The 23,922-nt window shown below is 71.1% G+C and carries 28 protein-coding genes and 1 tRNA gene; 9 read left to right on the top strand and 20 right to left on the bottom strand.

Annotated elements, in window-relative coordinates; genetic code table 11:
* The first annotated feature begins 53 nt into the window (after positions 1 to 53).
* Entirely contained in the window at positions 54 to 503 is a 450-nt protein-coding gene (locus ACFSE6_RS00915) for a hypothetical protein (protein WP_388001825.1), read from the top strand.
* The gene (locus tag ACFSE6_RS00910) at positions 503 to 697 is read left to right on the top strand and encodes a helix-turn-helix transcriptional regulator (protein WP_388001824.1); all 195 of its coding nucleotides are present in this window, start codon (positions 503 to 505) and stop codon (positions 695 to 697) included. Before ACFSE6_RS00915 ends, ACFSE6_RS00910 begins: the two co-directional genes overlap by 1 nt.
* 73 nt (positions 698 to 770) lie before the next feature.
* On the opposite strand, the gene ACFSE6_RS00905 is transcribed toward ACFSE6_RS00910, so the two are convergent.
* The 7 genes from ACFSE6_RS00905 to ACFSE6_RS00875 form a co-directional block, all read right to left on the bottom strand.
* Positions 771 to 1,289 (bottom strand): O-acetyl-ADP-ribose deacetylase, encoded by a 519-nt coding sequence (locus ACFSE6_RS00905; protein WP_388001823.1) that lies wholly within the window; start codon positions 1,287 to 1,289, stop codon positions 771 to 773.
* Between the two features lie 217 nt (positions 1,290 to 1,506).
* Complete coding sequence (gene dtd, locus ACFSE6_RS00900; protein ID WP_388001822.1) at positions 1,507 to 1,932, bottom strand: D-aminoacyl-tRNA deacylase; 426 nt, start codon at positions 1,930 to 1,932, stop codon at positions 1,507 to 1,509.
* Positions 1,929 to 2,264: a DUF2516 family protein gene (locus ACFSE6_RS00895; protein WP_388001821.1), complete on the bottom strand. Its 336-nt coding sequence runs from the start codon at positions 2,262 to 2,264 to the stop codon at positions 1,929 to 1,931. The genes dtd and ACFSE6_RS00895 overlap by 4 nt, the downstream gene beginning before the upstream one ends.
* 36 nt (positions 2,265 to 2,300) lie before the next feature.
* Positions 2,301 to 3,404: an FUSC family protein gene (locus ACFSE6_RS00890; protein ID WP_388001820.1), complete on the bottom strand. Its 1,104-nt coding sequence runs from the start codon at positions 3,402 to 3,404 to the stop codon at positions 2,301 to 2,303.
* A gap of 21 nt (positions 3,405 to 3,425) precedes the next feature.
* The gene (gene ygfZ, locus ACFSE6_RS00885) at positions 3,426 to 4,565 is read right to left on the bottom strand and encodes a CAF17-like 4Fe-4S cluster assembly/insertion protein YgfZ (protein ID WP_388001819.1); all 1,140 of its coding nucleotides are present in this window, start codon (positions 4,563 to 4,565) and stop codon (positions 3,426 to 3,428) included.
* Positions 4,566 to 4,567: 2 nt separating this feature from the next.
* Complete coding sequence (locus ACFSE6_RS00880) at positions 4,568 to 5,179, bottom strand: heme-binding beta-barrel domain-containing protein (protein ID WP_388001818.1); 612 nt, start codon at positions 5,177 to 5,179, stop codon at positions 4,568 to 4,570.
* 16 nt (positions 5,180 to 5,195) lie between these two features.
* Positions 5,196 to 5,933: a hypothetical protein gene (locus ACFSE6_RS00875; RefSeq protein WP_388001817.1), complete on the bottom strand. Its 738-nt coding sequence runs from the start codon at positions 5,931 to 5,933 to the stop codon at positions 5,196 to 5,198.
* Positions 5,934 to 6,078: 145 nt separating this feature from the next.
* On the opposite strand from ACFSE6_RS00875, the gene ACFSE6_RS00870 reads away from it, so the two are divergent.
* The 4 genes from ACFSE6_RS00870 (at position 6,079) to ACFSE6_RS00855 (ending at position 9,282) form a co-directional block, all read left to right on the top strand.
* Positions 6,079 to 6,819, top strand: coding sequence for a winged helix-turn-helix transcriptional regulator (locus tag ACFSE6_RS00870; RefSeq protein WP_388001816.1), 741 nt, complete (start codon positions 6,079 to 6,081; stop codon positions 6,817 to 6,819).
* A 185-nt stretch (positions 6,820 to 7,004) separates the two neighbouring features.
* Positions 7,005 to 7,721 carry a DUF47 domain-containing protein gene (locus tag ACFSE6_RS00865; protein WP_388001815.1) on the top strand — a complete coding sequence of 239 codons (717 nt, stop codon included), beginning with the start codon at positions 7,005 to 7,007 and terminating at the stop codon, positions 7,719 to 7,721.
* A 5-nt stretch (positions 7,722 to 7,726) separates the two neighbouring features.
* Positions 7,727 to 8,728, top strand: coding sequence for an inorganic phosphate transporter (locus ACFSE6_RS00860; protein ID WP_388001814.1), 1,002 nt, complete (start codon positions 7,727 to 7,729; stop codon positions 8,726 to 8,728).
* Positions 8,729 to 8,850: 122 nt separating this feature from the next.
* Complete coding sequence (locus ACFSE6_RS00855; RefSeq protein ID WP_388001813.1) at positions 8,851 to 9,282, top strand: septum formation family protein; 432 nt, start codon at positions 8,851 to 8,853, stop codon at positions 9,280 to 9,282.
* Positions 9,283 to 9,370: 88 nt separating this feature from the next.
* Here the strand turns inward: ACFSE6_RS00855 and pstB are convergent, their stop codons facing one another.
* From pstB to ACFSE6_RS00810, 9 genes are all read right to left on the bottom strand, one after another.
* Entirely contained in the window at positions 9,371 to 10,150 is a 780-nt protein-coding gene (pstB, locus tag ACFSE6_RS00850) for a phosphate ABC transporter ATP-binding protein PstB (protein ID WP_388001812.1), read from the bottom strand.
* 57 nt (positions 10,151 to 10,207) lie between these two features.
* Positions 10,208 to 11,263 carry a phosphate ABC transporter permease PstA gene (gene pstA / locus ACFSE6_RS00845; protein WP_388001811.1) on the bottom strand — a complete coding sequence of 352 codons (1,056 nt, stop codon included), beginning with the start codon at positions 11,261 to 11,263 and terminating at the stop codon, positions 10,208 to 10,210.
* Positions 11,263 to 12,291: a phosphate ABC transporter permease subunit PstC gene (gene pstC, locus ACFSE6_RS00840; RefSeq protein WP_388001810.1), complete on the bottom strand. Its 1,029-nt coding sequence runs from the start codon at positions 12,289 to 12,291 to the stop codon at positions 11,263 to 11,265. Before pstC ends, pstA begins: the two co-directional genes overlap by 1 nt.
* Positions 12,292 to 12,487: 196 nt before the next feature.
* Complete coding sequence (locus ACFSE6_RS00835; RefSeq protein ID WP_388001809.1) at positions 12,488 to 13,582, bottom strand: phosphate ABC transporter substrate-binding protein PstS; 1,095 nt, start codon at positions 13,580 to 13,582, stop codon at positions 12,488 to 12,490.
* A 92-nt stretch (positions 13,583 to 13,674) separates the two neighbouring features.
* The gene (gene pstS / locus ACFSE6_RS00830) at positions 13,675 to 14,835 is read right to left on the bottom strand and encodes a phosphate ABC transporter substrate-binding protein PstS (RefSeq protein WP_388001808.1); all 1,161 of its coding nucleotides are present in this window, start codon (positions 14,833 to 14,835) and stop codon (positions 13,675 to 13,677) included.
* 131 nt (positions 14,836 to 14,966) lie between these two features.
* The gene (locus tag ACFSE6_RS00825) at positions 14,967 to 15,968 is read right to left on the bottom strand and encodes an NUDIX hydrolase (protein WP_388001807.1); all 1,002 of its coding nucleotides are present in this window, start codon (positions 15,966 to 15,968) and stop codon (positions 14,967 to 14,969) included.
* A 7-nt stretch (positions 15,969 to 15,975) separates the two neighbouring features.
* Positions 15,976 to 18,441, bottom strand: a complete 2,466-nt coding sequence (locus ACFSE6_RS00820; RefSeq protein WP_465254090.1) for an RNA degradosome polyphosphate kinase — start codon at positions 18,439 to 18,441, stop codon at positions 15,976 to 15,978.
* A 62-nt stretch (positions 18,442 to 18,503) separates the two neighbouring features.
* A complete protein-coding gene (gene mshD / locus ACFSE6_RS00815) occupies positions 18,504 to 19,418 on the bottom strand; it encodes a mycothiol synthase (protein ID WP_388001806.1) in 915 nt (304 codons plus the stop codon).
* A 30-nt stretch (positions 19,419 to 19,448) separates the two neighbouring features.
* A complete protein-coding gene (locus ACFSE6_RS00810) occupies positions 19,449 to 20,081 on the bottom strand; it encodes a hypothetical protein (protein WP_388001805.1) in 633 nt (210 codons plus the stop codon).
* A 97-nt stretch (positions 20,082 to 20,178) separates the two neighbouring features.
* Between ACFSE6_RS00810 and ACFSE6_RS00805 the strand changes: the two genes are divergently transcribed.
* The 3 genes from ACFSE6_RS00805 to ACFSE6_RS00795 all read left to right on the top strand — a co-directional run bounded on the left by ACFSE6_RS00805 (position 20,179) and on the right by ACFSE6_RS00795 (position 21,597).
* Positions 20,179 to 20,838, top strand: a complete 660-nt coding sequence (locus ACFSE6_RS00805) for a hypothetical protein (protein ID WP_388001804.1) — start codon at positions 20,179 to 20,181, stop codon at positions 20,836 to 20,838.
* 52 nt (positions 20,839 to 20,890) lie between these two features.
* Positions 20,891 to 20,963: transfer RNA gene (locus ACFSE6_RS00800), tRNA-Lys, on the top strand.
* Between the two features lie 172 nt (positions 20,964 to 21,135).
* Complete coding sequence (locus ACFSE6_RS00795) at positions 21,136 to 21,597, top strand: hypothetical protein (protein ID WP_465254102.1); 462 nt, start codon at positions 21,136 to 21,138, stop codon at positions 21,595 to 21,597.
* Positions 21,598 to 21,659: 62 nt separating this feature from the next.
* On the opposite strand, the gene ACFSE6_RS00790 is transcribed toward ACFSE6_RS00795, so the two are convergent.
* Genes ACFSE6_RS00790 through ACFSE6_RS00775 form a run of 4 tightly spaced genes read right to left on the bottom strand, consistent with a single transcriptional unit; the run spans position 21,660 to position 23,879 of the window.
* Positions 21,660 to 22,118 (bottom strand): hypothetical protein, encoded by a 459-nt coding sequence (locus tag ACFSE6_RS00790; RefSeq protein WP_388001802.1) that lies wholly within the window; start codon positions 22,116 to 22,118, stop codon positions 21,660 to 21,662.
* Between the two features lies 1 nt (position 22,119).
* Entirely contained in the window at positions 22,120 to 22,563 is a 444-nt protein-coding gene (locus ACFSE6_RS00785; RefSeq protein ID WP_388001801.1) for a cupredoxin domain-containing protein, read from the bottom strand.
* 58 nt (positions 22,564 to 22,621) lie between these two features.
* Positions 22,622 to 23,308: a hypothetical protein gene (locus tag ACFSE6_RS00780; RefSeq protein ID WP_388001800.1), complete on the bottom strand. Its 687-nt coding sequence runs from the start codon at positions 23,306 to 23,308 to the stop codon at positions 22,622 to 22,624.
* Positions 23,301 to 23,879, bottom strand: a complete 579-nt coding sequence (locus ACFSE6_RS00775; RefSeq protein ID WP_388001799.1) for an RNA polymerase sigma factor — start codon at positions 23,877 to 23,879, stop codon at positions 23,301 to 23,303. Before ACFSE6_RS00775 ends, ACFSE6_RS00780 begins: the two co-directional genes overlap by 8 nt.
* Positions 23,880 to 23,922: the final 43 nt, after the last annotated feature.

The following is a 23,922-nucleotide window of genomic DNA, read 5'->3' as shown; positions in this document are numbered from 1 at the left end:
CGGTGGTGATTCGCTCGTCGATGTCAAAGTCACTTAACACCGAGGACGCGATGATGAACAGGACGGCCCACACCGACCAGCACGGCACGCGGCGGCGAGCACCACTCCACTCCTACGCGATGGCCATCGCCTCCGCGCTGGTGCTGGCGGGCGGTCTCGGCGCACTCGCCGCATTCCTGCGTGAGCAGGACGGGGTCCTCACGGGCGTAGGCCTCGGCATCTTCACGTTCCCTCCGCTCCTGGCGCTGTCCTGGCTTGTACTCGTCTCCCGCCACACGGTCACTCCGGAGCCGCACGCCGAGGAGAGCGTTGAGCGGCAGTGGTTGGACCGCGCCCTGAGCGGCGGCTTCACGGATGTGCTGACCGCCTGCGGACTCGCGCTGACCGCCGTTGCGGTCAGCGGCGTCGAGATCAGCGGCCTCGCCACTCTGACCGCCGTCGTGGTGCTCGCCATGGTCGATGTCGTCGTGCGCTACGTCGTGATCTCGCGCCGGGAGTCCTGATGGACAACGATCTGGCCGCGCTGCGCAGCGAACGCGGATGGTCACAGGCCCACCTGGCGGAACATCTCGGCGTCTCGCGGCAGACGGTGATCTCCATCGAGCGCGGCCGCTTCGACCCCTCGCTCCCCTTGGCGTTCCGGATCGCTGCGACCTTCGACCGCCGCATCGAGGAGATCTTCCGGCCGGACGAGTGATCGTGAGCCGACCGATCGAGAGTCTCGACGGGCCCAGCCCCGACGAGGCCTGAGCGTGTCGGGCGCTGCCAGGTCAGATCTCCCGCCGGAACGCCGCCAGGGCCGCCTCGTCCACGACGACGAACCGCACGAGCTCGACCGGCGTGCCGGCCTGCTGCGGCTTCCAGTTCTTCACGGCCTCGACCGCGATGCGGGCGACGTCCTCCATCGCCCAGCCGAAGACGCCGGCACTGACCGCCGGGAGGGCGACCTCGGCCGCGCCGACGTCACCGGCGACGTCCAACGACGACGTGAAGCAGGACGCCAGCAAAGCCGGGTCGGTCTCGCCACGGCGGGCGTTCGGGCCGACCGTGTGAATGACCCAGCGCGCCGGCAGGTCGTGGCCGGCGGTCGGGACCGCCTGGCCGACCGGGAGGCCGTCGGGCAGCTCGGTCCGGCGCAGCTCCATGCACTCCTCGAGCAGGCCCGGCCCCGCGGCCCGATGGATGGCGCCGTCGACGCCCCCACCGCCCATGAGGGAGGAGTTCGCCGCATTGACGATGGCGTCGACCCGTTCGCGTGTGATGTCTCCGACGACCGCTTCGATCCGCATGCGCCGATCCTGCCCTCACCCGCGCCCTGTGTGCACACGCGCTGTGGAGGGGCTCACCGACCGGCGCCTCGCGATGCACACGATCGACGAGTCGGCACATCGATGACGAGTCGGCACATCGATGACGAGTCGGCACACGAGTGACGAGTCGCGGGGTTGGGGGTTGGCGGGCGGGAGCGGGGCCGGCGGGCGACGGTCGCGTGGGTGGCGTGGTGGTTCACACGTCGATGACGAGCGTGACCGGGCCGTCGCCCACGAGGTCGACGGCCATCTCCGCACCGAACCTCCCGGTGGCGACCTCGAGCCCCTTCTCCCGCAGCGCCGTCGCGACGGCGTCGACCAGGGGTTCGGCCGCCGCCCCGGACGCGGCCTTGTGCCAGGTGGGCCGCCGACCCTTTCGAGTCTCGCCGTACAGGGTGAACTGCGAGATCACGAGCACCGGCGCCGACTCTTCGACCGCGGACCGCTCGCCCCGCAGAATGCGCAGCTCGGCGATCTTGCGGGCCATGGTGGCCACCTGCTCCGGGCCGTCGTCGTGCGTGACGCCGACCAGGGCAACGAGGCCCGGCCGGTCGATGGCACCGACCACCTCGCCGTCGACCGTGACCGAGGCGCGGGTGACCCGCTGAAGGACGGCCCTCACCAGCCGCCGCTCCCGCCACGCGGGCCCCGGCGGCGGCTGTAGGGCTCGATCGCCGGCCGCACGTCGGCGAGATAGATCCCGGCGGGCACGACCGCGACGAACATGAGGAAGCCGCCGCCCAGCAGGCCGAGGCCCAGCGGCGGCGGGATGGCGATGAGCCCGACGACGGCGGCCGCGCCCACGATCAGCCCCCAGAACGTCTTGGTGCGCTTGCCGGCGGCCGTGAACGCCACGCTCGGGCGCCGCAGCAGGTCGATCAGCGCCCACGCCTCGACGGCGAACAGGGCGAGGGCGAGCGCGACGAAGAGGTACGTCTGGAGGAGGCCGAGCACAACACGAGCCTAACGGGCGCGTCGGCGCCACCGCGTTCAGTCCTCCGGCATCTGGCTCATCGCCTCCCGGCTGGACATGCCGGTCATCTGCAGGGCGTCCACCACGAGCGAGCGCAGCAGCGAGACCAGTGTCTGCTTGCGCCAACCCTCCCCCGCGTGCGCGACAGGGACCAGGGAGGCCGCCACCCGTACCAGCGTCGCCCGCGCGTGGTGCGGCGGGTCACCGGCCGCGAGTGCACCACCGAGGGCGTGCAGGGCGACCGCCACGGTGTCCACCTCTTCTGCGATCTCCGGTGACTTCGCACCACCTTCGGCGACGGCGGCCACGGACCGGCGCGCGATGACGCGAGCGTTGCGGACCGCACGGTCGACCAGAGTCGCGATCCGGGACAGTTCGGCGACCGTCCCGCGCGAGCTGCGCAACGCGGGGTTGACGGTCACCACCTCCTGGGCGCTGCGGACCGCCGCATCGAGCGCGTCCAGCGCGCTCTGCGTGCCCCGCAGCTGGGCGAGGGCGTCCTCGGCGAGGTCGGCGTCGCCGCGACGCAACGCCTGCGCGAGCGTGCCGAGCGAGCCGGCGAGCTCCCCCACCATGGCCCCGATGAGCCGCCGTGGACGGCGGGTGATGTCGCCGGGGAAGACGGCTGCGACGAGGAGCGCGAGCGCCGCGCCGATGAGGGCGTCGGACCACCGGCCGATGGCACCGTCGGTGATCATGGCGGGCGGCATGGCGACGATGACGACCGACTGGACGCCGGCCTGCGTGGTGAACAGCTGCCCGCGGTCGAGGAACCGGGCCACCAGCGCGGCCAGAGCCAGCACCACGAAGATCTGCACCGGTCCGACCCCGAGGAGGGAGACCAGGAGCTCGCCCAGCCCGACGCCGAGGGTGACGCCGGCGCCCATCTCGGCGACGCGCCGCAGTTGCCGGTCAGGACTGAACCCGAGGCAGACCCAGGCGGCGATCGGGGCGAACATCGGCACCTCGTGGCCCAGCAGGTGCCGTGAGATGAAGTACGCGACGGAGGCGGCAACAGCCGCGGTGAGGATCGGGACGAAGCCTTCACGGACGCGGCGCCCGCCCAGACGCGTGTGCAGGGCGAGCAGGACCCGCCAGCGACGCAGATCGGGTCGCCTCACTGCCCTCGCCTCACACCGGACTCAGATCTGGCGACGTCGCAGCCCGGCGCCGGGACGCTCGGCCGGACGCACGTCGGTGGTCCCCTCCGGGTTGACGATGATCTCCTGCGCGGCGGCGATCCCGCCCGCGGTCAGTTCGGCCTCGGGCGCCACGTTGCGCTTGATCAGCGCCAGGGCGATGGGGCCGAGCTCCTCGTGGCGGACCACCGTGGTCAGATGCCCGACGACGCGCTCACCGTGCCGCACCTCCTCGCCGGCCTCCGGCAGGACGTGCTCGGAGCCGTCGAGGTGCAGCATGACCAACCGGCGCGGCGGGCGGCCGAGGGTGACCACGCGCGCGACGGTCTCCTGGCCGCGGTAGCACCCCTTGTCGAGGTGGACGCCGGTGCGCAGCCAGTCGAGCTCGTGCGGGATGGCCCGCTCGTCGACCTCACGGCCGTGGCGCGGGCGCCACGCCTCGACCCGCTGCGCCTCCCACGCCCAGGTACCGGCCAGCCGCGCGCCGTCGGCCAGGGCCGACTCGACGACGGCGGTGAGCGCGTCCCGGCGGAGAAGGGTCAGGGCGCGACGGATCTCGACGCCGGGGTGCTCGGCATCCTTCGGGCCGTACTCGGTCGAGCCCGCCACGGTGCGGGGCCAGGGGTCTAGCCAGGTCAGGACGTGGGCGTCGCCCGCGGCGGCCTCCACGCGGGTCCAGCCACCCGCGGCGGTACCGAGGACGGCCACGTCGGGGCGCCGGGCGACCTCGACCCGGAGCATGAACCGCATGGAGTCCAGGAACTGCGCGAGGGCCTCGGTGTCGCCGGACTCGGTGACGAGCCAGGTGGTCTCGCCGTCGTCCTGGACGGCAGGGGCGTGCTCGATGTGGCCGTGTACGTCGAGCAGCAGCAGTTCGGTCGGCACGCCGGGCTCAAGGCCCAGCAGCAGCTGGGAGCTGAGCGTGTTCAACCACGAGATGCGGTCCGGCCCGGTGACGGTGACGACGCCGAGGTGACTGAGGTCCACGACGCCGTCGCCGCGGGCCAGCGCACGCTGCTCGTGGACCGGGTCGCCGTGGTGCAGCGGGACGCCGGCGTCGGGACCGGAGGCCTCGACGGCCCCGCGACGGTCCAGCAGCGGGCTGCGATAGGTGGCGGCTGGGGTGGCTGCGGTCTCGGACATGGTCACTCCTTCCGGCTCAGGCGGCCGGAGGCGTAGGTCTGCAGTTCGTGGCCGAACGCGGCCAGGTCCATCGCCCACATGAGGTCCTGCTCGACCAGGCCGTACATGCGGGTGGCTCCGGTGACCTCGGCCGCGGTGGCGGTGCGGACGACGGCGTCCGTGGCGAGCTCGATCCGGGGGCCGCGGACGGCGCCGACGTAGACGCTCAGGTGCCCGGACGGGTCGGCGACGACGACCTCGAGGTCCGTCGGCTCCGGTGCGGGCGCTCCGGCGGCGGTGCGCGTGGCCCCGTTGCCCTCGGCGGCCTGGCCCGAGGGGACCGGGCGCCAGTAGGCCGTCTCGGTGGACCAGTGCTGGCCACGGGTGAGCCGGGAGGCACCCTCGCGGCCGCTCATCTCGCGCTCGACCGGCCCGGAGGTCTGCTGGTCCGCGAGATGGATCGTGCTGACCGCACGCAGGTAGGGGCCGCCGTCGTGATCGATCACGAGGTCCTGGACGAAGGCGGCCTCGGGAACGCCCGGGTAGCCGAGCATGCCGAAGCCCTCCCACGAGCCGAGCAGCCAGGCCAGCGGGTAGCACTCCGGGGCGAGATCGTCGGGAAGAGCGAAAGGCACCTCACCAGGCTAGCGGTCAGCCGACCGGTACACCCGCGCCGAGCAGGCGGCTGACGAGATACACCGGCACGCCGGAGACCAGCACCAGCAGGAGCGCGGCGGCCAGCGCCGGCCGGATCCGGTGCGAGGCCGGGAACTGCCCGAACAGGATGTGCAGGGCCGCGGTGAGGATGCCGGCCGCCAGGCCGACGAGAAGCCCCGGCACCAGCCCGACGCTGACGAGCAGCCAGCCGATCGCCGCGCCCAGACCGCCGCCGACGAGGGCCGCGAGCCCGCCGATCACCGGCACCGGCACGCGCAGCGCGGTGACCGCGGCGGCGCCGGCGATGGTGGCGGCCGCGGTGACGATGAGCTCGGCGGCCTCGCGTTCGACGCCGATGCCGAGCCACCCGGCGGCCGAGACGGTGACGACGGCGCCGGTGACGATGCCGGAGAGGGACTCCACCAGCCGTGGCCGCCCGTCGCGGCGGACCATCTGGTGCACGATGGCGGCGACGACGGCGAGCCCGGCCACCAGGGCGAGATCCGCGAGAACGCCGAACCGAACGAGGAGAACCGAGGCGACCGCGGTCATCCCGATGACGATCGTCCCGCCCCGTGCCGTCGGCAGGCCGAGCAGGCGCGGCCAGCCGGCCGCAAAGGTCAGGCCGAGAGCGAGCACGAGGGCCTCGAGCGCGACGTGCGAGAGGTAGCCCGCGACGGCGACCGCCGCCGCCGCGAGCGCCGTCACGGCAGCCCGGGTGGACGCACCCATCACGGGCGGTCACCGACCCACGGGAGCACGGCGCGGACGGCGCTGGGCAGGACCGAGGTGACCACCCGGCGATTGTGACAGACGGGAAGGACGGCGCCCGGCCGCGGGACTATTAGAGTGAGGTCACCCGTGAGGAGGGGAATCCGTGGCGGAACTCGTGTTGCTGACTGCTGAACCCGGCGGTGCTGCCCGCGTGTTGCCGTCCCTGACGCTTCTCGGCCATTACGTCCACGTCAAGCCGATGTCGCCGTCAGCCCTCGTCGAGCACGAGCGTGCCGCCGCCGTCGTCCTGGACGCACGCAAGGACCTCGTCGCCGCCCGCACCCTGTGCCGGATGCTCGCCGGACCGGTGCAGGCACCGCCGGTGCTGCTGGTGCTCGCCGAAGGCGGGTTCACCGCCGTCTCGCGCACCTGGGGCGCGGCCGACGTCATCCTCGCCAGCGCCGGCCCGGCGGAGGTCGAGGCCAGGCTCCGGATGATCGCCGAGCTAACCCGTGAGGGCGAGGCACCCGCGGCCGCCACGAGCCCGGAGCGGCTCGAGGCGGGCGAGCTGGTGATCGACGCGTCCGCCTACACCGCACGCATCCGTGGCCGGGCGCTGGACCTGACGTACAAGGAGTTCGAACTCCTCAAGCACCTGGCGCAGAACCCCGGTCGTGTCCTGTCCCGGGCGCAGTTGCTGCAGGAGGTGTGGGGTTACGACTACTTCGGCGGGACCCGCACCGTCGACGTGCACATCCGCCGCCTGCGCGCGAAGCTCGGCAGCGAGCACGACCAGCTCATCGGCACGGTCCGCAACGTGGGCTACCGGTTCGATCCGCGCGGCCGCGAGCACGCCTCCGCCGAGGAGGTCGCCCAGGCGGAGGCCGAGGACCCGGGGACGTGAGCCGGCCGGGCCTGATCGCACCGGACCGTGCGGGTCTCTTGCGGACACCCTGAGCTGCCGTACAGTGGAGACGACGCCGGGTCGCGAAAGCCCCGGGCTCCAACATCAGCCGCTACGAGCGGCCTTCGCGCCGACTGGCGCTCTCCGGCCCGGCGTCCTACCTCTCTTCGTTCGTCTCCTCCTCGGTGACCTGGACGTTTCACGTCCGCGGAGGGACCTGCTTTAGCCTGGGCACGGTTGTTCGTCCGGCGTTCACCCGCCCGTCACCCAGGAGCGTTCCGCTGCGATTCCGCCTGATCCCGCGCGACGAGGTCTACTTCGAGCTGCTCGCCGGCGCCGCCGACTGCCTGGTCGACAGTGCCGAGAAACTGGCCCGGATGCTGGGCTCGGACCGCGCGAACCGCGCCCGGCTCGCCGGGGAGATCCACGAGCTCGAGCGCACCGCCGACGAGGCGACCCGTGACCTGCTGCGCCGGCTCGACCGCACCTTCGTCACCCCGTTCGACCGGAACGACCTGCACACTCTCGCCACCGGCCTCGACGACTGCGTGGACGCCATCGACGAGGCCGCGGACTTTCTCGTCGTGCACAAGATCGGGGAGCTGCCGGCCGCCGTCGGCCAGATCGTCGGCGCAATCTCCCGGTCCGCCGACCTCACACGTGACGCGGTCGCCGGACTGCGCAGGCTGGACGGCATGCACGGATACCGCGAAGAGGTGGTCCAGCACGCCGACCGCGCCCGCCGCACCTACCGGCATCTTCTCGGTGACCTGCTCGACGGCGATCCGGACGTCGTGGCCGTCCTGAAGGTCACGCATGTCCTGGACGCCCTGGACGCCGCGACGAGTGCGATGCGCCGCCTGGCCGACGTCGTCGAGGCGCTGGCCCTGCAGGAGTCCTGACAGCGGTGGATCTCGTCGTCGTCCTCGTCGTGGTCGTGGTCGCGGTGGCGCTCGTCTTCGACTTCACGAACGGCTTCCACGACACCGCGAACGCCGTCGCCACCTCCATCTCCACGCGGGCCCTGACGCCGCACACGGCCGTCGTCCTGGCGGCGGTGATGAACCTCATCGGGGCGATGATCAGCACCGGCGTGGCGGAACGCATCGGTTCCGGCATCATCACTCCTCCGGAGGGGCCACACGGGCTGACCATCGTGCTGGCCGGGCTCATGGGGGCGATCGCCTGGAACCTCGTCACGTGGCGACTCGGCCTGCCCTCGTCGTCCTCGCACGCACTGATCGGCGGACTCCTCGGCGCCGGCCTCACGGCCGCGGCGCAGGTGCACTGGGAGGTCGTGACCTGGTACATCGCCGTCCCTATGGTGCTCTCCCCGCTGGTCGGGTTCGGCCTCGCAGCGGCGGTCATGGTCGGCGTCACCTGGCTGGCGCGCGCCCGCCCGTACCACCGGACCATGCGCCGGTTCCGGTTGGCACAAACGGTCTCCGCCTCCGCGATGGCACTGGGTCACGGGCTCCAGGACGCGCAGAAGACCATGGGCGTGATCGTCCTCGCCATCACCGCCGGGGACATGTACGAGGGCACCGCCATCCCGTTGTGGGTGAAGATCTGCGCCGCGTTCGCACTCGCCCTTGGCACCTACGTGGGCGGCTGGCGCATCATCCGGACCCTCGGCCGGCGCGTGATCGACCTCGACCCGCCACGGGGCTTCGTCGCCGAGTCGGTCGCGGCGGCCGTCCAGTACGTGGCGGCGCTCGGATTCCACGCGCCGATCTCGACGACGCACACCATCACGTCGGCCATCGTCGGCGTCGGTGCGAGCCGCCGGTTCTCCGCGGTGCGGTGGGGCGTGGCGAGGGACATCGCACTGGCCTGGGTCCTGACGCCGATCGTCGCCGGCGCCGTCGCCGCCGGCACCTACCTGGTCGTCTCGCCGTTCCTGCCATGACCGGCGACGGGCTCTCGCGCGAGGCGGGGGACTTCTCCCCTGCCGAGATGGCCGTCGCTGCGGCGTCGAGGCCATAGATTGGTGGGCGTTGCCGCACACGACGCCTGACAGGAGTCACCACCATGCGCAAGGCCGTCCTTCCGTCCATCGCCGCGACCGCCCTGCTGGTGGTTCCCCTCGCGGGGTGCAGCACCGGGAACGTGATGTCCCTCGAGCCGGGCGACTGCCTCAACGCCGATGACCTCGAGGGCAACGAGATCAGCGACGTCGAAGTCCTGGAGTGCTCCGAGGAGCACACCGCCGAGATCTTCGCCCAGGTCGAGCACGAGGGCGACGAGTTCCCCGGCAACGAGGCGTTGCAGAGCGAGGCGCAGGAGACCTGCGACGCCGAGTTCGAGAACTACGTGGGCGTGCCCTACGCCGAGTCCGAGTTCCACTACACGGCGCTCATGCCGAGCGAGGACAGCTGGAACGACGCGGACGACCGCACCTCGCTGTGCATCCTCACGGTCGACGAGCCGGTGACCGAGTCGCTCGAGGGCGCGAACCGCTGACTGAGGCGACCTCGTCCTCGCGTGTGGTGTCTGAGGGGGTCGTAGAACGCCCGCTCAGGCACCACGGGCGCATCGGGACACCGGTCAGTCAGCCGAACCGGCCGGAGATGTAGTCCTCCGTGTCCTTCACCGACGGCGTCGAGAACATCTTCTCCGTCTCGTCGTATTCGATGAGGTGGCCGGGCTTGCCGGTACCCGCGATGTTGAAGAAGCCGGTCTTGTCCGAGACCCGCGCGGCCTGCTGCATGTTGTGGGTGACGATGACGATCGTGTACTCGGTCTTCAGCTCGGCGATGAGGTCCTCGATGGCGAGCGTCGAGATGGGGTCCAGCGCCGAGCACGGCTCGTCCATCAGCACGACCTCCGGCTTGACCGCGATCGCCCGGGCGATGCAGAGCCGCTGCTGCTGGCCGCCGGAGAGGGAGGATCCGGGCCTGTCCAACCGGTCCTTGACCTCTTCCCACAGGTTCGCGCCGCGCAGGGAGGACTCGACCAGCTCGTCGGCGTCCGACCGGCTCATCCGCCGGTTGTTGAGCCGCACGCCGGCGAGGACGTTGTCCGCGATCGACATCGTGGGGAACGGGTTGGGCCGCTGGAAGACCATGCCGACCTGCCGCCGCACCTGAACCGGGTCCACACCCCTGCCGTAGAGGTTCTGCCCGTCCATGAGGGCCTCACCGGTGACGTACGCACCGGGGATGACCTCGTGCATGCGGTTGAGGGTGCGCAGGAACGTCGACTTGCCGCAGCCCGACGGGCCGATGAGTGCGGTGACCGAGCGCGGCTCGATCGTCATCGTGACGTCCTCGACGGCGAGGAACTCGCCGTAGTAGACGTTGAGGTTCTTGACGTCGATGCGCTTAGACACGGTCGGTCCTTCCTACAGGTGCCGGGCGGGAGGGTCTCACGGCGAGCACGGGCCGGATCATGTCATGCCCTTGGGAGCGAAGTAACGGCTCACCAGGCGGGCGATGATGTTCAGGACCATGACGATGGCGATGAGGACGAGGGCGGCGGCCCAGGCGCGTTCGAGGTAGACCCCACCCTGCCGGAACGAGGAGTAGGCGAACACCGGCAACGTGGCCATGCGCCCGTCGAACGCGTTGAGGTTGGTCGAGGTGATGATGCCCATCGTCAACAGCAGCGGCGCCGTCTCCCCGACGACCCGGGCGATGGAGATCATGACGCCGGTGGTGATGCCGGCGATGGCGGTGCGCAGGACCACCTTGACGATGGCCAGCCACTTGGGCACACCGAGCGCGTAGGCGGCTTCGCGCAGCTCGTTCGGCACCAGCCGGAGCATCTCCTCGCAGGAGCGCACCACGACCGGGGTCATGAGGACGGCGAGCGCCACACCACCCATGAGCGCCGATCGGTACGCCGGGTCCATGAGGGTGTTGAACAGCACCAGTGCGAACAGGCCGGCCACGATGGACGGGATGCCCGTCATGACGTCGACCAGCACGGTGATCGCGCGTGCGAGCCGGCCACGCCCGTACTCCACGAGGTAGATCGCGGTGAAGATGCCGAGCGGGATGGAGAACACGGACGCCAGGGCCGTGACCCAGAACGTGCCGACGATGGCGTGCCAGGCACCGCCGCCGCGCATGTCGCCGAAGATGCCCGTCATGTCCGTGGTGAGGAACTCCCACGACATCATGGTCCGGCCGCGGTCGACCACCGTCACGAGCAGCGAGACCACCGGGATCATGGCGAGGGCGAATGCCGAGGTCACCACGGCCGTCGCCAGTCGGTCCGTCGCGCGGCGGGCGCCTTCCACGATCCGCGAGGAGATCCAGATGGCCGCCACGTAGATCGCGCCGCCGAGAATGATCACCGACGCCGGGGTCGGCTCGGCGAAGACCAGCAGGACGACGAAGGACAGCGCAAGTCCCCCGGCGAGCACGTACCAGGAGATGTGCTTGGGGAGCTGGCCGGCCCCGCCGAGGGCAGCCTGGGGTTGGAGGGTCGGGGTGGTCATCAGTTCGCTCCCGAGAATTCGGCGCGGCGGGCGATGATCCAGCGGGCCGCCAGGTTCACCCCGAAGGTGATGACGAACAGCACCAGGCCGGTGGCGATGAGCACGCTGCCGCCGAGGCCGTCGTCCTGGGCGCTGCCCTCGCCGAAGGTGTTGGCGATGTTCGGCGCGATCGCCTGGTGCTGACCCGCTTGCAGGATGTTGAAGTTGATGCGGAATCCGGGCGAGACGATCATGAGCACGGCCATCGTCTCGCCGAGCGCGCGGCCGAGGCCGAGCATCGAGGCGCTGATGATGCCCGACCGGCCGAACGGGAAGACCGCCTGCCGGATCATCTCCCAGCGCGTCGCCCCGAGCGCCAGCGAGGCCTCCTCGTGCAGTCGCGGCGTCTGGAGGAAGACCTCCCGGATGGTGGCCGTCACGATGGGCAGGATCATGATGGCGAGCACCACGCCCGCCATGAGCGCCACACGCGCCGGCGTGGAGGCCTCCCCGAAGAGCGGGGTGGTGATGTAGCCCAGGGTGTACCGCCACGGCGCGAACCCGTTGAGCCAGTTGGTCGCGTCCGAGATCCACACGAAGAACGGCCGCATGGCCGGCTCGAGCCACAGGAAGCCCCACATGCCGTACAGCACCGACGGGATCGCCGCGAGCAGATCGATGAGGTAACCGAGCACCTGCGCCATCCGGCGCGGCGCGTAGTGCGAGATGAACAGCGCGATCGACACGCTGAGCGGCACCGCGATGACCAGGGCGATGACCGAGAACAGCACGGTGCCGAAGATCAACGGCAGCACGTACGGCCAGAAGGTCTCGCCCCTGGTGAAGGTCAGGTCCGCGATCCGCTGGTCGTCGGCGGTGATGGTGTCCCACGACCGGTAGAGCAGGAAAAGCGCCACCAGGGCCAGGACGAGGAGGATGACGAACCCCGCGCCGGTCGAGATGCCACGGAAGACGATGTTGCCCACCTTCCCGGGGGCGCTGCTTCGCCGCGGCGATGCCGTGGGAGCCTCTGAGGCGGGTCCTGCCACGTGTCTCCTCCGGATGCTGGACGGTGGTGTCGGCGGGTCGGTTCCTGTGCCGAGTCTGGTACCGGTGCCGCGACGCGGCCAACCTCCGGAAGGCTAGGCACGGCCGGTGACCACGAGGCGGGAGTTGAGTGAACGGACGGTGAACTCGGACTGTCGGGTGACTCACAGCCCGCGTCGCCGCGGTAGCGGTGCCCCCTCAGTCCTGGACGGCCTGAATCCGGTCGACGGCGGTCCGCACCCGCTCGCGCATGGTCTCCGAGATCGGCGCGGCTCCGGCGACGTCCGGGCGCGCCACCCGCTGCTGTCCCTCCGCCGACGACATGTAGGTCAGCAGGGCCCGGACGTTGTCCGCGTCCTGTCGTGACTCGTACCGGGAGCAGGCGAGGGTGTAGGAGACCAGGACGATGGGATAGACGCCCGCCTCGTCGGTGTCGCGCGCGAGGTCGAGCGTGAGCCGCAGGTCCGAGGCGTCCTCGGCCGGCTCCGAGACGTCGACCACGCGAGCGGCCGCCTCGGCCGAGTACGGCACGTACTCCTCGCCGACGCCGACGGCGACAGTCCCCAGATCCTCGCTCACCTGTGCGGCGTCGACGTAGCCGATGGTGCCTTCGCCGGTCTGCAGCACCTGGGCGACGCCGGAGCTCTGCGCACCGGACTGCGTGCCGGAGAAGGGCCACGACTCCGACGGTTCGTGCGGCCACGCCTCACCGGCGGCCTCGTGGAGGTACTCGGTGAAGTTCTCCGTGGTCCCAGACTCGTCCGACCGGTTGACCGGGACGATCTCCCGGTCGGGCAGGTTCGCGTCGGGGTTCTGCTCGGCGATCTCGGGATCGTTCCACCGCTCGATCTCGCCGGTGAAGACTCGTGCGAGCGTCTGGGGTGAGAGCCGGAGGTGGTCCGCCCCCAGGCCCGGGAGGTTGTAGGCGACCGCGATCGGGGAGATGAAGAGGGGAAGTTCCAGCACCTCACCCCCGAAACAGCGTTCACGGCCCTGTCGGAGCTCGGTGGCGTCCATCGGGGTGTCCGACCCGGCGAAGTACGAACCGCCGGTCAGGAAGATCTCCCTCCCGGCGCCTGAGCCGACGGCGTCGTAGGAGATGTTGAGGTCCGGCCGCCGTTCGCTCATCCCGGCGATCCACGCCGTCATCGCGACTTCCTGGGACGACGCCCCCGCCCCGGGGAGCGAGCCGCTCGAGGAGCATCCGAGTAGGGCGAGTGCCAGCCCGGCCACGAGGCCGGCCCGCCGGCGACCTGCCCGGGTGAGCCAGTTCACGTTCCGTTCATCTGCCACGCGGCCACTGTACGGAGGCCGGCCGAGGCATGCCTGAGGGCGGGGCCGCGGTGCGTCGGCCCCGCCCTCAGGCGTGGTGTGTCAGCTGCGGATCAGGCAACGCCGATCTGGTCGATCGCGGCCTCGATCTGCGAGCGGAGGTCGTCCGAGATCGGGGCCGAGCCGGCCACGGACGGGTCGGCCGCGCGCTCCTGGCCCTCCTCGGAGGCGACGTAACGGAGGAACTCGGCGACGTTGTTGGCGTCCGACTCGTCGTCGTACGTCGAGCAGGCGAAGTCGTACGAGACGAGCACGATCGGGTACACGCCGGACTCCTGGGTCGCCCGGTCCAGCTCGAAGGTCAGACGCAGGTCGGTCGCGTCGTCGGTCATCGGGGAGGCGTCGACGACGGCCGCGGCGGCCTCGGCGGAGTACGGAACGAACTCCTCACCGACGCCGATGGCCACGGTGCCCATGCCCTCCGGAACCTGCGAGGCGTCGACGTAGCCGATGGTGCCCTCGGCGCTCTCCAGCACCTGGACCACGCCGGAGGTCTGGGCACCGGACTGCCCACCCTGGATGGGCCAGGTCTCGCTGGCCTCGTCGGTCCAGGTGTCCGGAGCCGCCTCGTGGAGGTACTCGGTGAAGTTCTCCGTGGTGCCGGACTCGTCCGAGCGGTGCACCGGGGTGATCTCCGTGGACGGGAGGTTCGCGTCCGGGTTCTCGTCCGCGATGGCCGGGTCGTCCCACGACGTGATGTCGCCGTTGAAGATGCCCGCGAGCGCGTCCGGCGTGATGTTGAGGTTCTCCACGCCGACGTCCGGCAGGTTGTAGGCGACGGCGATCGGCGAGATGTACATCGGCAGCTCGAGCACCTCACCGCCGAAGCAGCGCTCGCTGGCCTGCTCCAGCTCCTCCTCGGAGAAGTGCGAGTCCGACCCGCCGAACAGGGTCGCCCCGGAGATGAACTGCTCACGGCCGGAGCCGGAACCCACCGGGTCGTAGTTGACGGCGACGTCGGGGTACTGCTCGTTGAACCCGGCGATCCAGCCTGCCATGGCGTTCTCCTGGGTCGAGGCGCCGGCACCCGGCAGCTCGCCGGAGAGGTCCATCGCCTCGCCGTCGTCGCCGCCCTCCTCGGTCTGCTCGCCGCCGTCGTCACCTCCGGCCTCCGAGCCGGAGCTGTCGCCTCCGCAGGCCGCGAGCGTGAGCGCCAGGGCGCTGATCGCGGCGACTCCCGCCAGACGGCGGCTACCTGCAAGCTTCACGGTCATTCCATCTCCTGTGTCGGTGGGGCCTGGCGGAGGGATCGTGTGTGCCCAGGCCGGGTCCGACGCTAAGCAGGCGGAGTGTCCGTCATGCGGTCACGCGGTGAACGGCTGGTGAATTCGCCCTGCTGAGTGGGTCACAGTTCTGCAACGGCGGCCTCTGCGGGCCGCAGGGCGGGTGCGCGGTGCTTCTCCAGGGCCGTCACCGTGGCGCCCCGGCCGGGCCGCTGAGCGACGTGGACAACGAGGATCTCGGCCGTCTTGAGCCACGGATCGGACTCCGGCACCTGCTTCATGATCCGGTGCGGCGTGCGCTCGGCCACGGCGGCCATCACCGTGGGCAGCACGGGCCGGTGGGTACAGATCACCGCCGGGACGTCACGGGTGGTCAGTTCGTGGCGCACGAGGCGTCGCACCGGCTTGCGGGCGCGTTCGTGCGCCGCCTCGGTGAGTTCCGGCGCGAGCACCGCCCCCACACCGGTCGCCTCCAGGAACGGGCGGACGGTGGCCGCGCACCGTTCCCAGGGCGAGGTGATGACCTCCTCGACGCCGTACCCGGCGAGCACCGGTACGAGGGCATGGGCCTGCTGCTCGCCACGCGGGGTGAGCGGACGGGTCTGTTCCTCACCGTTCCACGCCGAGCGTTTCCGCGCCCGTGCGTGGCGCAGGAGGATCATCGTCCACGTGCGCAGGCGCTCGTCGTGCCACTGGTCGAGGAGATGGCCGAGCGGCTCGCGGTCCCGCTCGTAGGTGAGCATCCGCCAGGCTTCGCGGGCGTCGACCCAGCGCACCTCGTCGACCTCGGTCTCGTCGGCGGGCTCGACGACCCGCCCCCCGGTGGGTGGCGCGCCGTCGGGAAGGGCCTGGGCCGCCCAGTAGTGGGTGTGCTTCCTGCGGCCGTCCTGGAGCTTGTGCCGCACCCCGGGTAACGGTTGGCCGAGCGCCACGTGCACGCCGGTCTCCTCCGCCACCTCCCGTACGGCGCACTCGACGACCGTCTCGCCGGGCTCGACCTTGCCCTTGGGCCATGCCCAGTCGTCGTACCTGGGCCGGTGTACGAGGAGAACCTCGAGACGGCGGGAGGCGGAGAGCCTCCAGACAAGTGCGCCCGCGGCCTGCACGTCTGGCCGCTTGCTCACGCGAGACTCACCGCGAGGCCGCGACGCGTCGACGTGCCTTGGACATGAGCACCTCCTGCAGATCCTCCAACCGTCGTCCGTCCGGGCCGTGGGCGACGCGGCGCCAGCCGTCGGGCCCGAGGTGCCAGGACGCCGTCGTGTCCGCCATCGAGCGGTCGAGGAGCTCGACGAGTTCATCGACCTGCCCGCGGTCGTCGATCCGGATCATCGCCTCGACGCGGCGGTCCAGATTGCGGTGCATGAGGTCGGCCGAGCCGATCCACGCCTCCGGCTCACCGCCGTTCGCGAACGCGAAGATCCGCGCATGCTCGAGGAAGCGTCCGAGGATGGATCGCACCCGGATGTTCTCGCTCAGCCCCGGCACGCCCGCCTTCAACGCGCAGATCCCGCGGACCACGATGTCGACCGGCACCCCGGCCCGGCTGGCACGGTAGAGCGCGTCGATGGTCCGTTCGTCGACGATCGAGTTCACCTTGAACTTCACCCAGGCGGGCTTGCCGGCCCGGTGGTGCTCGATCTCGCGTTCGATGCGCTCGATGAGCCCGCTGCGTGCGGTCCTGGGAGCGACGAGCAACCGGTGGAACCGGGTGCGGGGCGCGTAGCCGGAGAGCTGGTTGAACAGCCGGGTCAGGTCCTGGCCAACGTCGCGGTCGCAGGTGAGCAGGCCCATGTCCTCGTAGCCGCGAGCCGTCTTGGGGTGGTAGTTGCCGGTGCCGACGTGGCAGTAGCGGCGCAGCCCGTCCGGGTCCTGCCGCACCACCAGGCAGAGTTTCGCGTGGGTCTTCAACCCGACCATGCCGTAGACGACGTGCACCCCGGACTGCTCGAGCTTGCGGGCCCAGGTGATGTTGGCCTCCTCGTCGAACCGCGCCTTGATCTCGACGATGGCGAGCACCTGCTTGCCGGCCTCGGCCGCGTCGATGAGCGCGTCGACGATCGGCGAGTCGCCGGAGGTGCGGTAGAGGGTCTGCTTGATCGCGAGGACCCGGGGGTCGGCCGCCGCCTGGGAGATGAACTGCTGGACCGAGGTGGAGAACGAGTCGTACGGGTGGTGCAGGAGGACGTCGCGCTCGCGGATGGCCGAGAAGATGTCGGTCGGGCTCGCGGACTCGACCTCGGCGAGGCCCTGGGCGGTGACGCCGACGAACTTCGGGTACTTCAGGTCAGGCTTGTCCAGCTCGTGGATGAGGTTGAGGCCGGTCAGGTCGAGCGGCGCCGGCAGGTGGAAGACATCGTGCTCGCTGACGCCGAGCTCGCGGATGAGCAGGTCCAGCACGTGCGGCGAGATGCCCTGGGCGACCTCGAGGCGCACCGCCGGACCGAACCGCCGCCGCATGAGCTCCTTCTCCAGCGCCGCGAGGATGTTCTCGGCGTCGTCCTCCTCGACCTCGACGTCCTCGTTACGGGTGACGCGGAAGGTGTAGTGCTCGACGATCTCCATGCCCGGGAAGAGCGCGTCGAGGTGGTGACCGATGACCTCCTCGAGCGGGACGAACGCCGTCCGCCCGCCGGCGTCGGTGGGCACGTCCTCGGGACGGTACGGGACGCCTTCCCGGTCGACGGCGATGAATCGGGGCAGCAGCGGCGGCACCTTGACGCGGGCGAAGTGCTCCTTGCCCGTGGAGGGGTTGCGCACGAGCACGGCGAGGTTGAGCGAGAGCCCCGAGATGTAAGGGAACGGGTGCGCCGGGTCCACGGCGAGCGGGGTGAGGACGGGGAAGATCTGCTTCCGGAAGAATTTGTGCAGGCGTTCCTGCTCGTTGCCGGCGAGCTCGTCCCAGTGCAGCAGGTGGATCTGCTGGTCCGCGAGTTTGGGCTGGACGTCCTCGGCGAAGACCCGTGCGTGCCGCTCCGCCAACTCCTTGGCGCGCTGGGAGAGCGCCTCGAGCACCTGGCGCGGGGTGAGGCCGGAGGCGGCCGTCACCGCCATTCCGGTGGCGATGCGCCGCTTCAGCCCGGCCACGCGCACCATGTAGAACTCGTCGAGGTTCGAGGCGAAGATCGCCAGGAACCAGGCGCGTTCGAGGATCGGCAGGTCCTGGTCCTCGGCCTGCTCCAGCACGCGCTCGTTGAACGCGAGCCAACTCAGCTCGCGGTCGGCGAAGCGCCCGTCGGGCAGTTCGTCCTCCGAGGTCGCCGGTTCCTCGGCCGGCTCGGCGCCGGGCGCGGGGACCTCCGGCCGTCCGGAGACCTCGGCGGGGATGGAACGCGCCGGCGCGACGTTGCCGGCGGCACCCGCTCCGCGGGACATGCTGCGGGCCTGCGCGACCATCTCGTCCTCGTCGTCGACCTCGAGCCCGTCGAGCTCGCTGCGCTCGGCGTCGGCGATCTGTTCGGCCCGCAGCCCGTCCGCGAGGTTGTCTGGCTCCGGGTCGCGCGTCTGCTCGGCGTCGACGGTCTCCTCCGGCTCGGGCACCGCACCGTTCGGATGCTCGGTGACGTCCTCGCCGGACGACTGGGGAGTGTGCCTCATGGCGCCCATGGTCCCACCCTCAGGTGACGAATCGGTATCCCCCGGGCGCCACCGGACCCGTCTCATCGATACTGGACGTCGGTGCCGACGCACACGAATCCCTTCTTCTCATACGTGCGCAGGGCTGCCGTGTTGTCCCCCTCGACGTACAACGTGGCGCGATCGAGGCCGCGGGCCGTCATCTCGGCGAGCGCGAGCGAGGTCAATCCTCCGCCCAGTCCCCGCCCCTGGGCGCTGGGGTCGACACCGAGTGCGTAGATCTCGCCGGAGCTCTCGCCGGGGAGGACCTTGACCCACATGGAGGCCGCGAGCTCATCCGCTGCCGCGCCGCCGGTCTCGTCGCTGACGAGCCACAGCAGCGACGGGTCGAACCAGTCCTCCGACTGGCGGGCGCGCAGGTCGTCCACCGTCATCCGGCCCTGTTCGGGGTGATCGGCGAAGGCGCGGGCGTTGAGACGGACCCACGCGTCCTCGTCCTTCCCGGGGCGGAAGGTACGCACCTGGTCGGGCGGCAGACCATGGTCGGACGGTGCGGTGCTGGTCGTGACGCCGGCGGCGGGCAGGTCGGCGGCCATCTGCAGCAGCTCGCGAACCTTGCTCATCCCGGCCGCGGCGGCGAGCGACCGGGCGGCCGGCAGGTCTCCGTGGGCCCAGACTGCGACGCCGGCGGCGAGGGTCCGGACCTCGTCGAGGAGCGCGCGCCCGAGTCCGTGGCAACGGTAAGCCGGGTGGACGGCGAGCTCGGCACTCGACCCGTCGGCGTCGATCTGGGCGTACCCGGCCACGGCGTCGGCCCCGGCGGCCCCGGGCTCCCCCGGCGGCCGGATCAGGAGGTGGCGGACCTCGCGCACCGGCGTACGGAGATCGAGCAAGGTCTGTTCGGACAGCGCGGCGACGCCGTCGTGCGCGGCGACGTCGTCGGCCAGGGCGAGAATACGGACGACCGTGCTCTCCTCGAGCCGTTTCCTGGTTTCCACCTCGGGTGCTGACTCCACGTCGGTCGGGCGTCAGTCGAGCCGGTCGGCCCGGTACAGCGCGGCGGCTTCCTCGAGCTCCTCCGCGGTGGTCAGCAGCGCGCCCGCGCGACGGGTGACGAGGAAGGCGAGGTCGTCGTCGTCCTCCTCGATCCAGTCGGCGTCCATCGCCGATCCGGTGGCGAGGACGCGCAGGAACGCGGCGGCGCGCTCGAGGGTCACGGCAAGATCGCCGTCGAAGAGGCCGGACAGCACACGGTCGACGGCGCGGGTCACCTCCTCGGGTCCGGGCGGTGAGGCCACCCCTGCGACGGCGCCGGCGACCTCGGCACGCTCCAGGCCCCGGCGGTAGCGGTCGGCGACGGCGTGCGGACCGCGGCGCACCCACTCGCGCAGCAGGTAGAGGCGCCACAGGGTCCCGGGCAACGTGGTGTGCGGACTGCGCGACCACAGGGCTGCGACGGCGTCAAGGCCTTCGGTGTCGACGAGGGTGACCAGGCGGCGGACCAGCTCGGGGTCGTCACCACCCTCACGCCCGCCACGGACCAGCGCCTGCGCCGAGGTGTGCGCCACCTCGGACCGCGTCGCCGGATCCTCGTCGCCCTCGATCATCTCGGCCTGGGCGGGGTCGAGCATCGCCGGACGCCGGAATCGTCGCTCACTCATGACGGTCCGCCTCCTTCCGTGCGTCGTTCCTGCACGGTACCCGCCCATAGTCTTGGACGGTGCGTCGAACGTCCCCGATCAGTCGCGGAGTGGCCCGATGAGCCGGGACGCCGTCGACGAGCAGGGCGGCGCGGTCCCCGACGGACCGGTCGACGCGGAGTCCCGGTGGGAGCAGCGTCTCGCGCTGCCCGTCCTCGTGGCCGCCCTGGCCTCCGTACCAGCCGTCTGGCTCACCCTGCTGGACGAGCCGTACTCGACCGTCGGCCGGGTCGGCAGCTGGGTCACCGGGGCCGTGCTCGTCGCCGAGACCGTCGTGCTGTTCGTCGTCACCGGTGACCGGTGGGCGTGGGTGCGGCGGAACGCCTGGCTGATCGTCCTGACGGCCGCTGTCGTGGTCGCTGTCGTGCTGGCCATCGGACCGGTTCAGATCCTCCGACTCGTGCGTGCCATCGGCGCGCTGCGGGTGCTGCGCGTACGCCACATCATCCGGGCGGGCCGGAAACTCCGCGGTGCCGGCTCCTCCCGGTGGTGGGAGCGCGTGTGGACCGCCGTCGCGACGCTGGTGGTCGCGGCGTTCGTCGCCGTCGTGCTGTCGGACCCGACCTCGCGCAGCAGACAACTGGTCGAGGAGCTGCTCGGCCGCGGCTGGTTCGTCGTGGCCGTGGTGGTCGCCGGACTGCTCCTCGGCGGGGCGGTGTTCGTACTGATGCGCCGGCGGAGCACGGGCGGGGACGACCGGGACGCCACCGAGGCGTGAGCAGTACCCCGTCAGCCGCGTATCCTGCCGGGGCGCCCCTCACCGGGGCCCAGGGCCTCTAGCTCAATCGGTAGAGCAACGGACTTTTAATCCGTGGGTTGTGGGTTCGAGCCCCACGGGGCCCACCGCGACCTGGTGCGATATCCGTTCTAGGCCTTCATTGGGAAGCTCGGGTCCCATGAACGGGACCACTGACTCCGCCTTCGTGCACGCGAGCACGTCTATTGCGCTGCGTTGAGCGGTACCGTCGGTGATAGATGCGGTTTCAATCCGATCACGTTGGCGAAGGAGCTGTTTGTGGTTGACGATCCCACGCTGACCCGGATCGGTGAGGCGGTGCAGTTGCACCACCACCGAGGGCAACGTGATGCCGCCCGTGATCTGTTCGCGCAGATCTGGGACGACATCGGCCGCGAGAGCGGCGATCCGCTGCATGTATGCGTCCTGGCTCACTCGATGGCTGACGTGCAAGACGATGTCCAGGATGAGCTGACGTGGGACTTGCGGGCCCTCGCTGCCGCCGATCGGATCACCGACGAGCGCACGGGTGACGCTGGAGTCGCCTTACCTGCAGCTGGGTTGTATCCGTCGTTGCACCTCAACCTGAGCGAGTGTTATCACAAGCTCGGCGAGCCCGACCGCGCCCGTGACCACGTGCGACAGGCTCGGGCCACGATCGGGGCGCTCGGCGATGACGAGTACGGGAAGCTCATCAAGGACGGCTTGACGCGAATGGAAGAACAACTGAGAGAGCAGTGACTCGTCGAGCGCGCAGGACGACGCAGGTACCGGCGTGCATCCAGTGCGAGAATCCACGGTCTTCAACGCCGGGAAGGAGTTCCCACCTTCTCTGTGGAGACCCACCCTGATCTCGGTCGACGACCGGCCACCCGCACGCCCGCCACCGCCAGGACCAGCGCGAGAGCCTCGGCCGCCGCGCTGACGAGCTTGGGCGCCGACCACGTCGGGTCGTACATCGAGGGGATCGGGCCCAGTGCGGGCACATCGACGAGGGTGTAGAGCAGCACGGGAACCAGTGCCGACAGAGCGGCCAGCGCAGCCAGGCTGTAGGCGATGCGAGATCCGGTGATCAGCAGGAACACCGCCGCGAGGACTGCTGCCGTCGCCTGCACCCGGAAGAGCGTGTCGCCGCCGATGCCGCCGGGGGCGGCCAGCCCCATCGGCCCGGCGCTCCGGTAGTGCACCACCGCGTCGACAGCGAGCGCGGCCACGACGACGGCGCGGAGCACCGGCTCGGCACGCCGCCCCCGGCGCGGCATCTCAGCCCACCACCAGCGTCGACGTCATCTGCGGGTGCGGGGTGCAGTGGAACGGGTACTCCCCCGCCTCCTCCGGGGCGGTGAAGTCGACCGTCTCGCCCGGCCCGACGACCACATCGAAGATGCCCTCCTCGTCGGAGGTGACGGTGTGGCCGACGTCGTCCTCGTTGGTGACGGTGATGGTGGCCCCGGGCTCGACGCTCTCCGGCAACTCGTACTCGAAGTCGACGATGGTGATGGCGACGTCGCCGGCCGCCTGATCATCAGTGTCGTCAGTGCCCTCGGTGTCGTCGGTGGCGGTCGAGCCGTAGCCGGAGCCCTGCGTGGTCTCCTCGGCGCCCTGCCCGCCACCACCGGCGTCGTCATCAGCGCCGCACCCGGTGAGGACGGCAGCCAGGACGACGGCGGAGATCGAAGCGGCCAGGCGTCGGGTTGTGATGCTCATGTCCGTTGTACGGGCGAGGGCGCCCGGAGGGATTGCACGGCGGCACCGCGGCGCACGCTCAGAGGTCCGCCGTCGCCCAGACCGCGCCGGAGGCGGCCACGAGGTCGATCGACTGGACACCGGGGTCGTCGACCACCCAGCTGTTCGCGCGATCGGCCGCCAGTTCCCACTGGCCGGCATCGGTCCGGGTGCCGTCCTCGAGCGTGAGGACGCAGCCGTAGTTCCGGCCCGGTTCGCCACCGGTCACGTCGATCACGAGGGCCGGTCCGTTCTCGGCGTAGCTGCGCGAGACCGTTCCGACCTCGGTCCCGTCACCGGTGACCAACTCGGCCGACCACTCCGACGCTTCCGACGGCGGCTCCTCCTCGGACGACCGCCCGGCGATTCCCCACATGATCCCGGCGCCGACGGCGATGCCGAGCACCGTGCCGGCCGCGACGGGACGCCACGGCCCCCGGCGGCGTCGTGGCAGGTCCCGGGCACCGTCCGTCGAGGCCGGCGTGACCGCTCGTCCCCGCTGCGCGGCAAGCCGGGAGAGCACGGCCGACTCGAAATCCGGCGGCGGGGCCGTCCGCGGCACCGCCGGCAGGATCTGCTCGATGCCGCTGGCCAGGTCGTCGTAGTGGCGGCGGCACACCCCGCAGGTCGCCAGGTGCGCGCTCACCTCCTCCCGGTCGGCACCGACGGCGGTTCCGAGGGCGACCTCGAGCAGGAGATCCTCGTCCGGGTGCCAGGTCTCAACCACGGTCCACCGCCTCGCTGTGCCGTATCCGACGCAGGCCGTCACGGATCCTGGTCTTCGCGGTGCCCAAAGGGATGCGTTCCCGCTCGGCGACCTCCTTGGCCGTGCAGCCGCCGAGCACGGCGAGCACGACGGCGCGCGCCTGCTCGGGCGAGATGCTGTGCAGGCGTCGGACGGCACGCTCGGCCTCGATCCGGTGCAGGGCCGTCGTCTCGAGGTCGGCGGTCGTGTCGACCGTCTCGCGCAGCAGTTGGTCGAGCAGCTCGCCGTCCGTGGGCGTGCTACGGCGGGCCCGGACGGCGTCGATCGCCGCATTGCGGGTGATGGTCAACAGCCAGGTCAGCACCGAGGCACGGCGTTCGTCATACCCGCTCGCCGCGCCCCACGCCCGCACGAACACCTCCTGACTGACGTCCTCGGCCTGCACCGGGTCGCGCGTGATGCTCACCGCCAACCCGAAGACCGCACTCTGGAACCGCCGCACGAACGCCGCCGACACCGCCGGGTCGTCGAGCGCCAGCCCGGCCAGCAGGGCAGCGTCGTCGGCGCGATCTGCGCGAGAGACGGCGGCCATGCCTCACGGTACGGCGCAGCGCCTCGAATGGATTGCGGCCGTC

Origin of the sequence: Georgenia deserti, assembly GCF_042680605.1 — a bacterium.
GTDB lineage: Bacteria > Actinomycetota > Actinomycetes > Actinomycetales > Actinomycetaceae > Allobogoriella > Allobogoriella deserti.
This window is presented reverse-complemented; position numbering and strand designations above follow the sequence as displayed.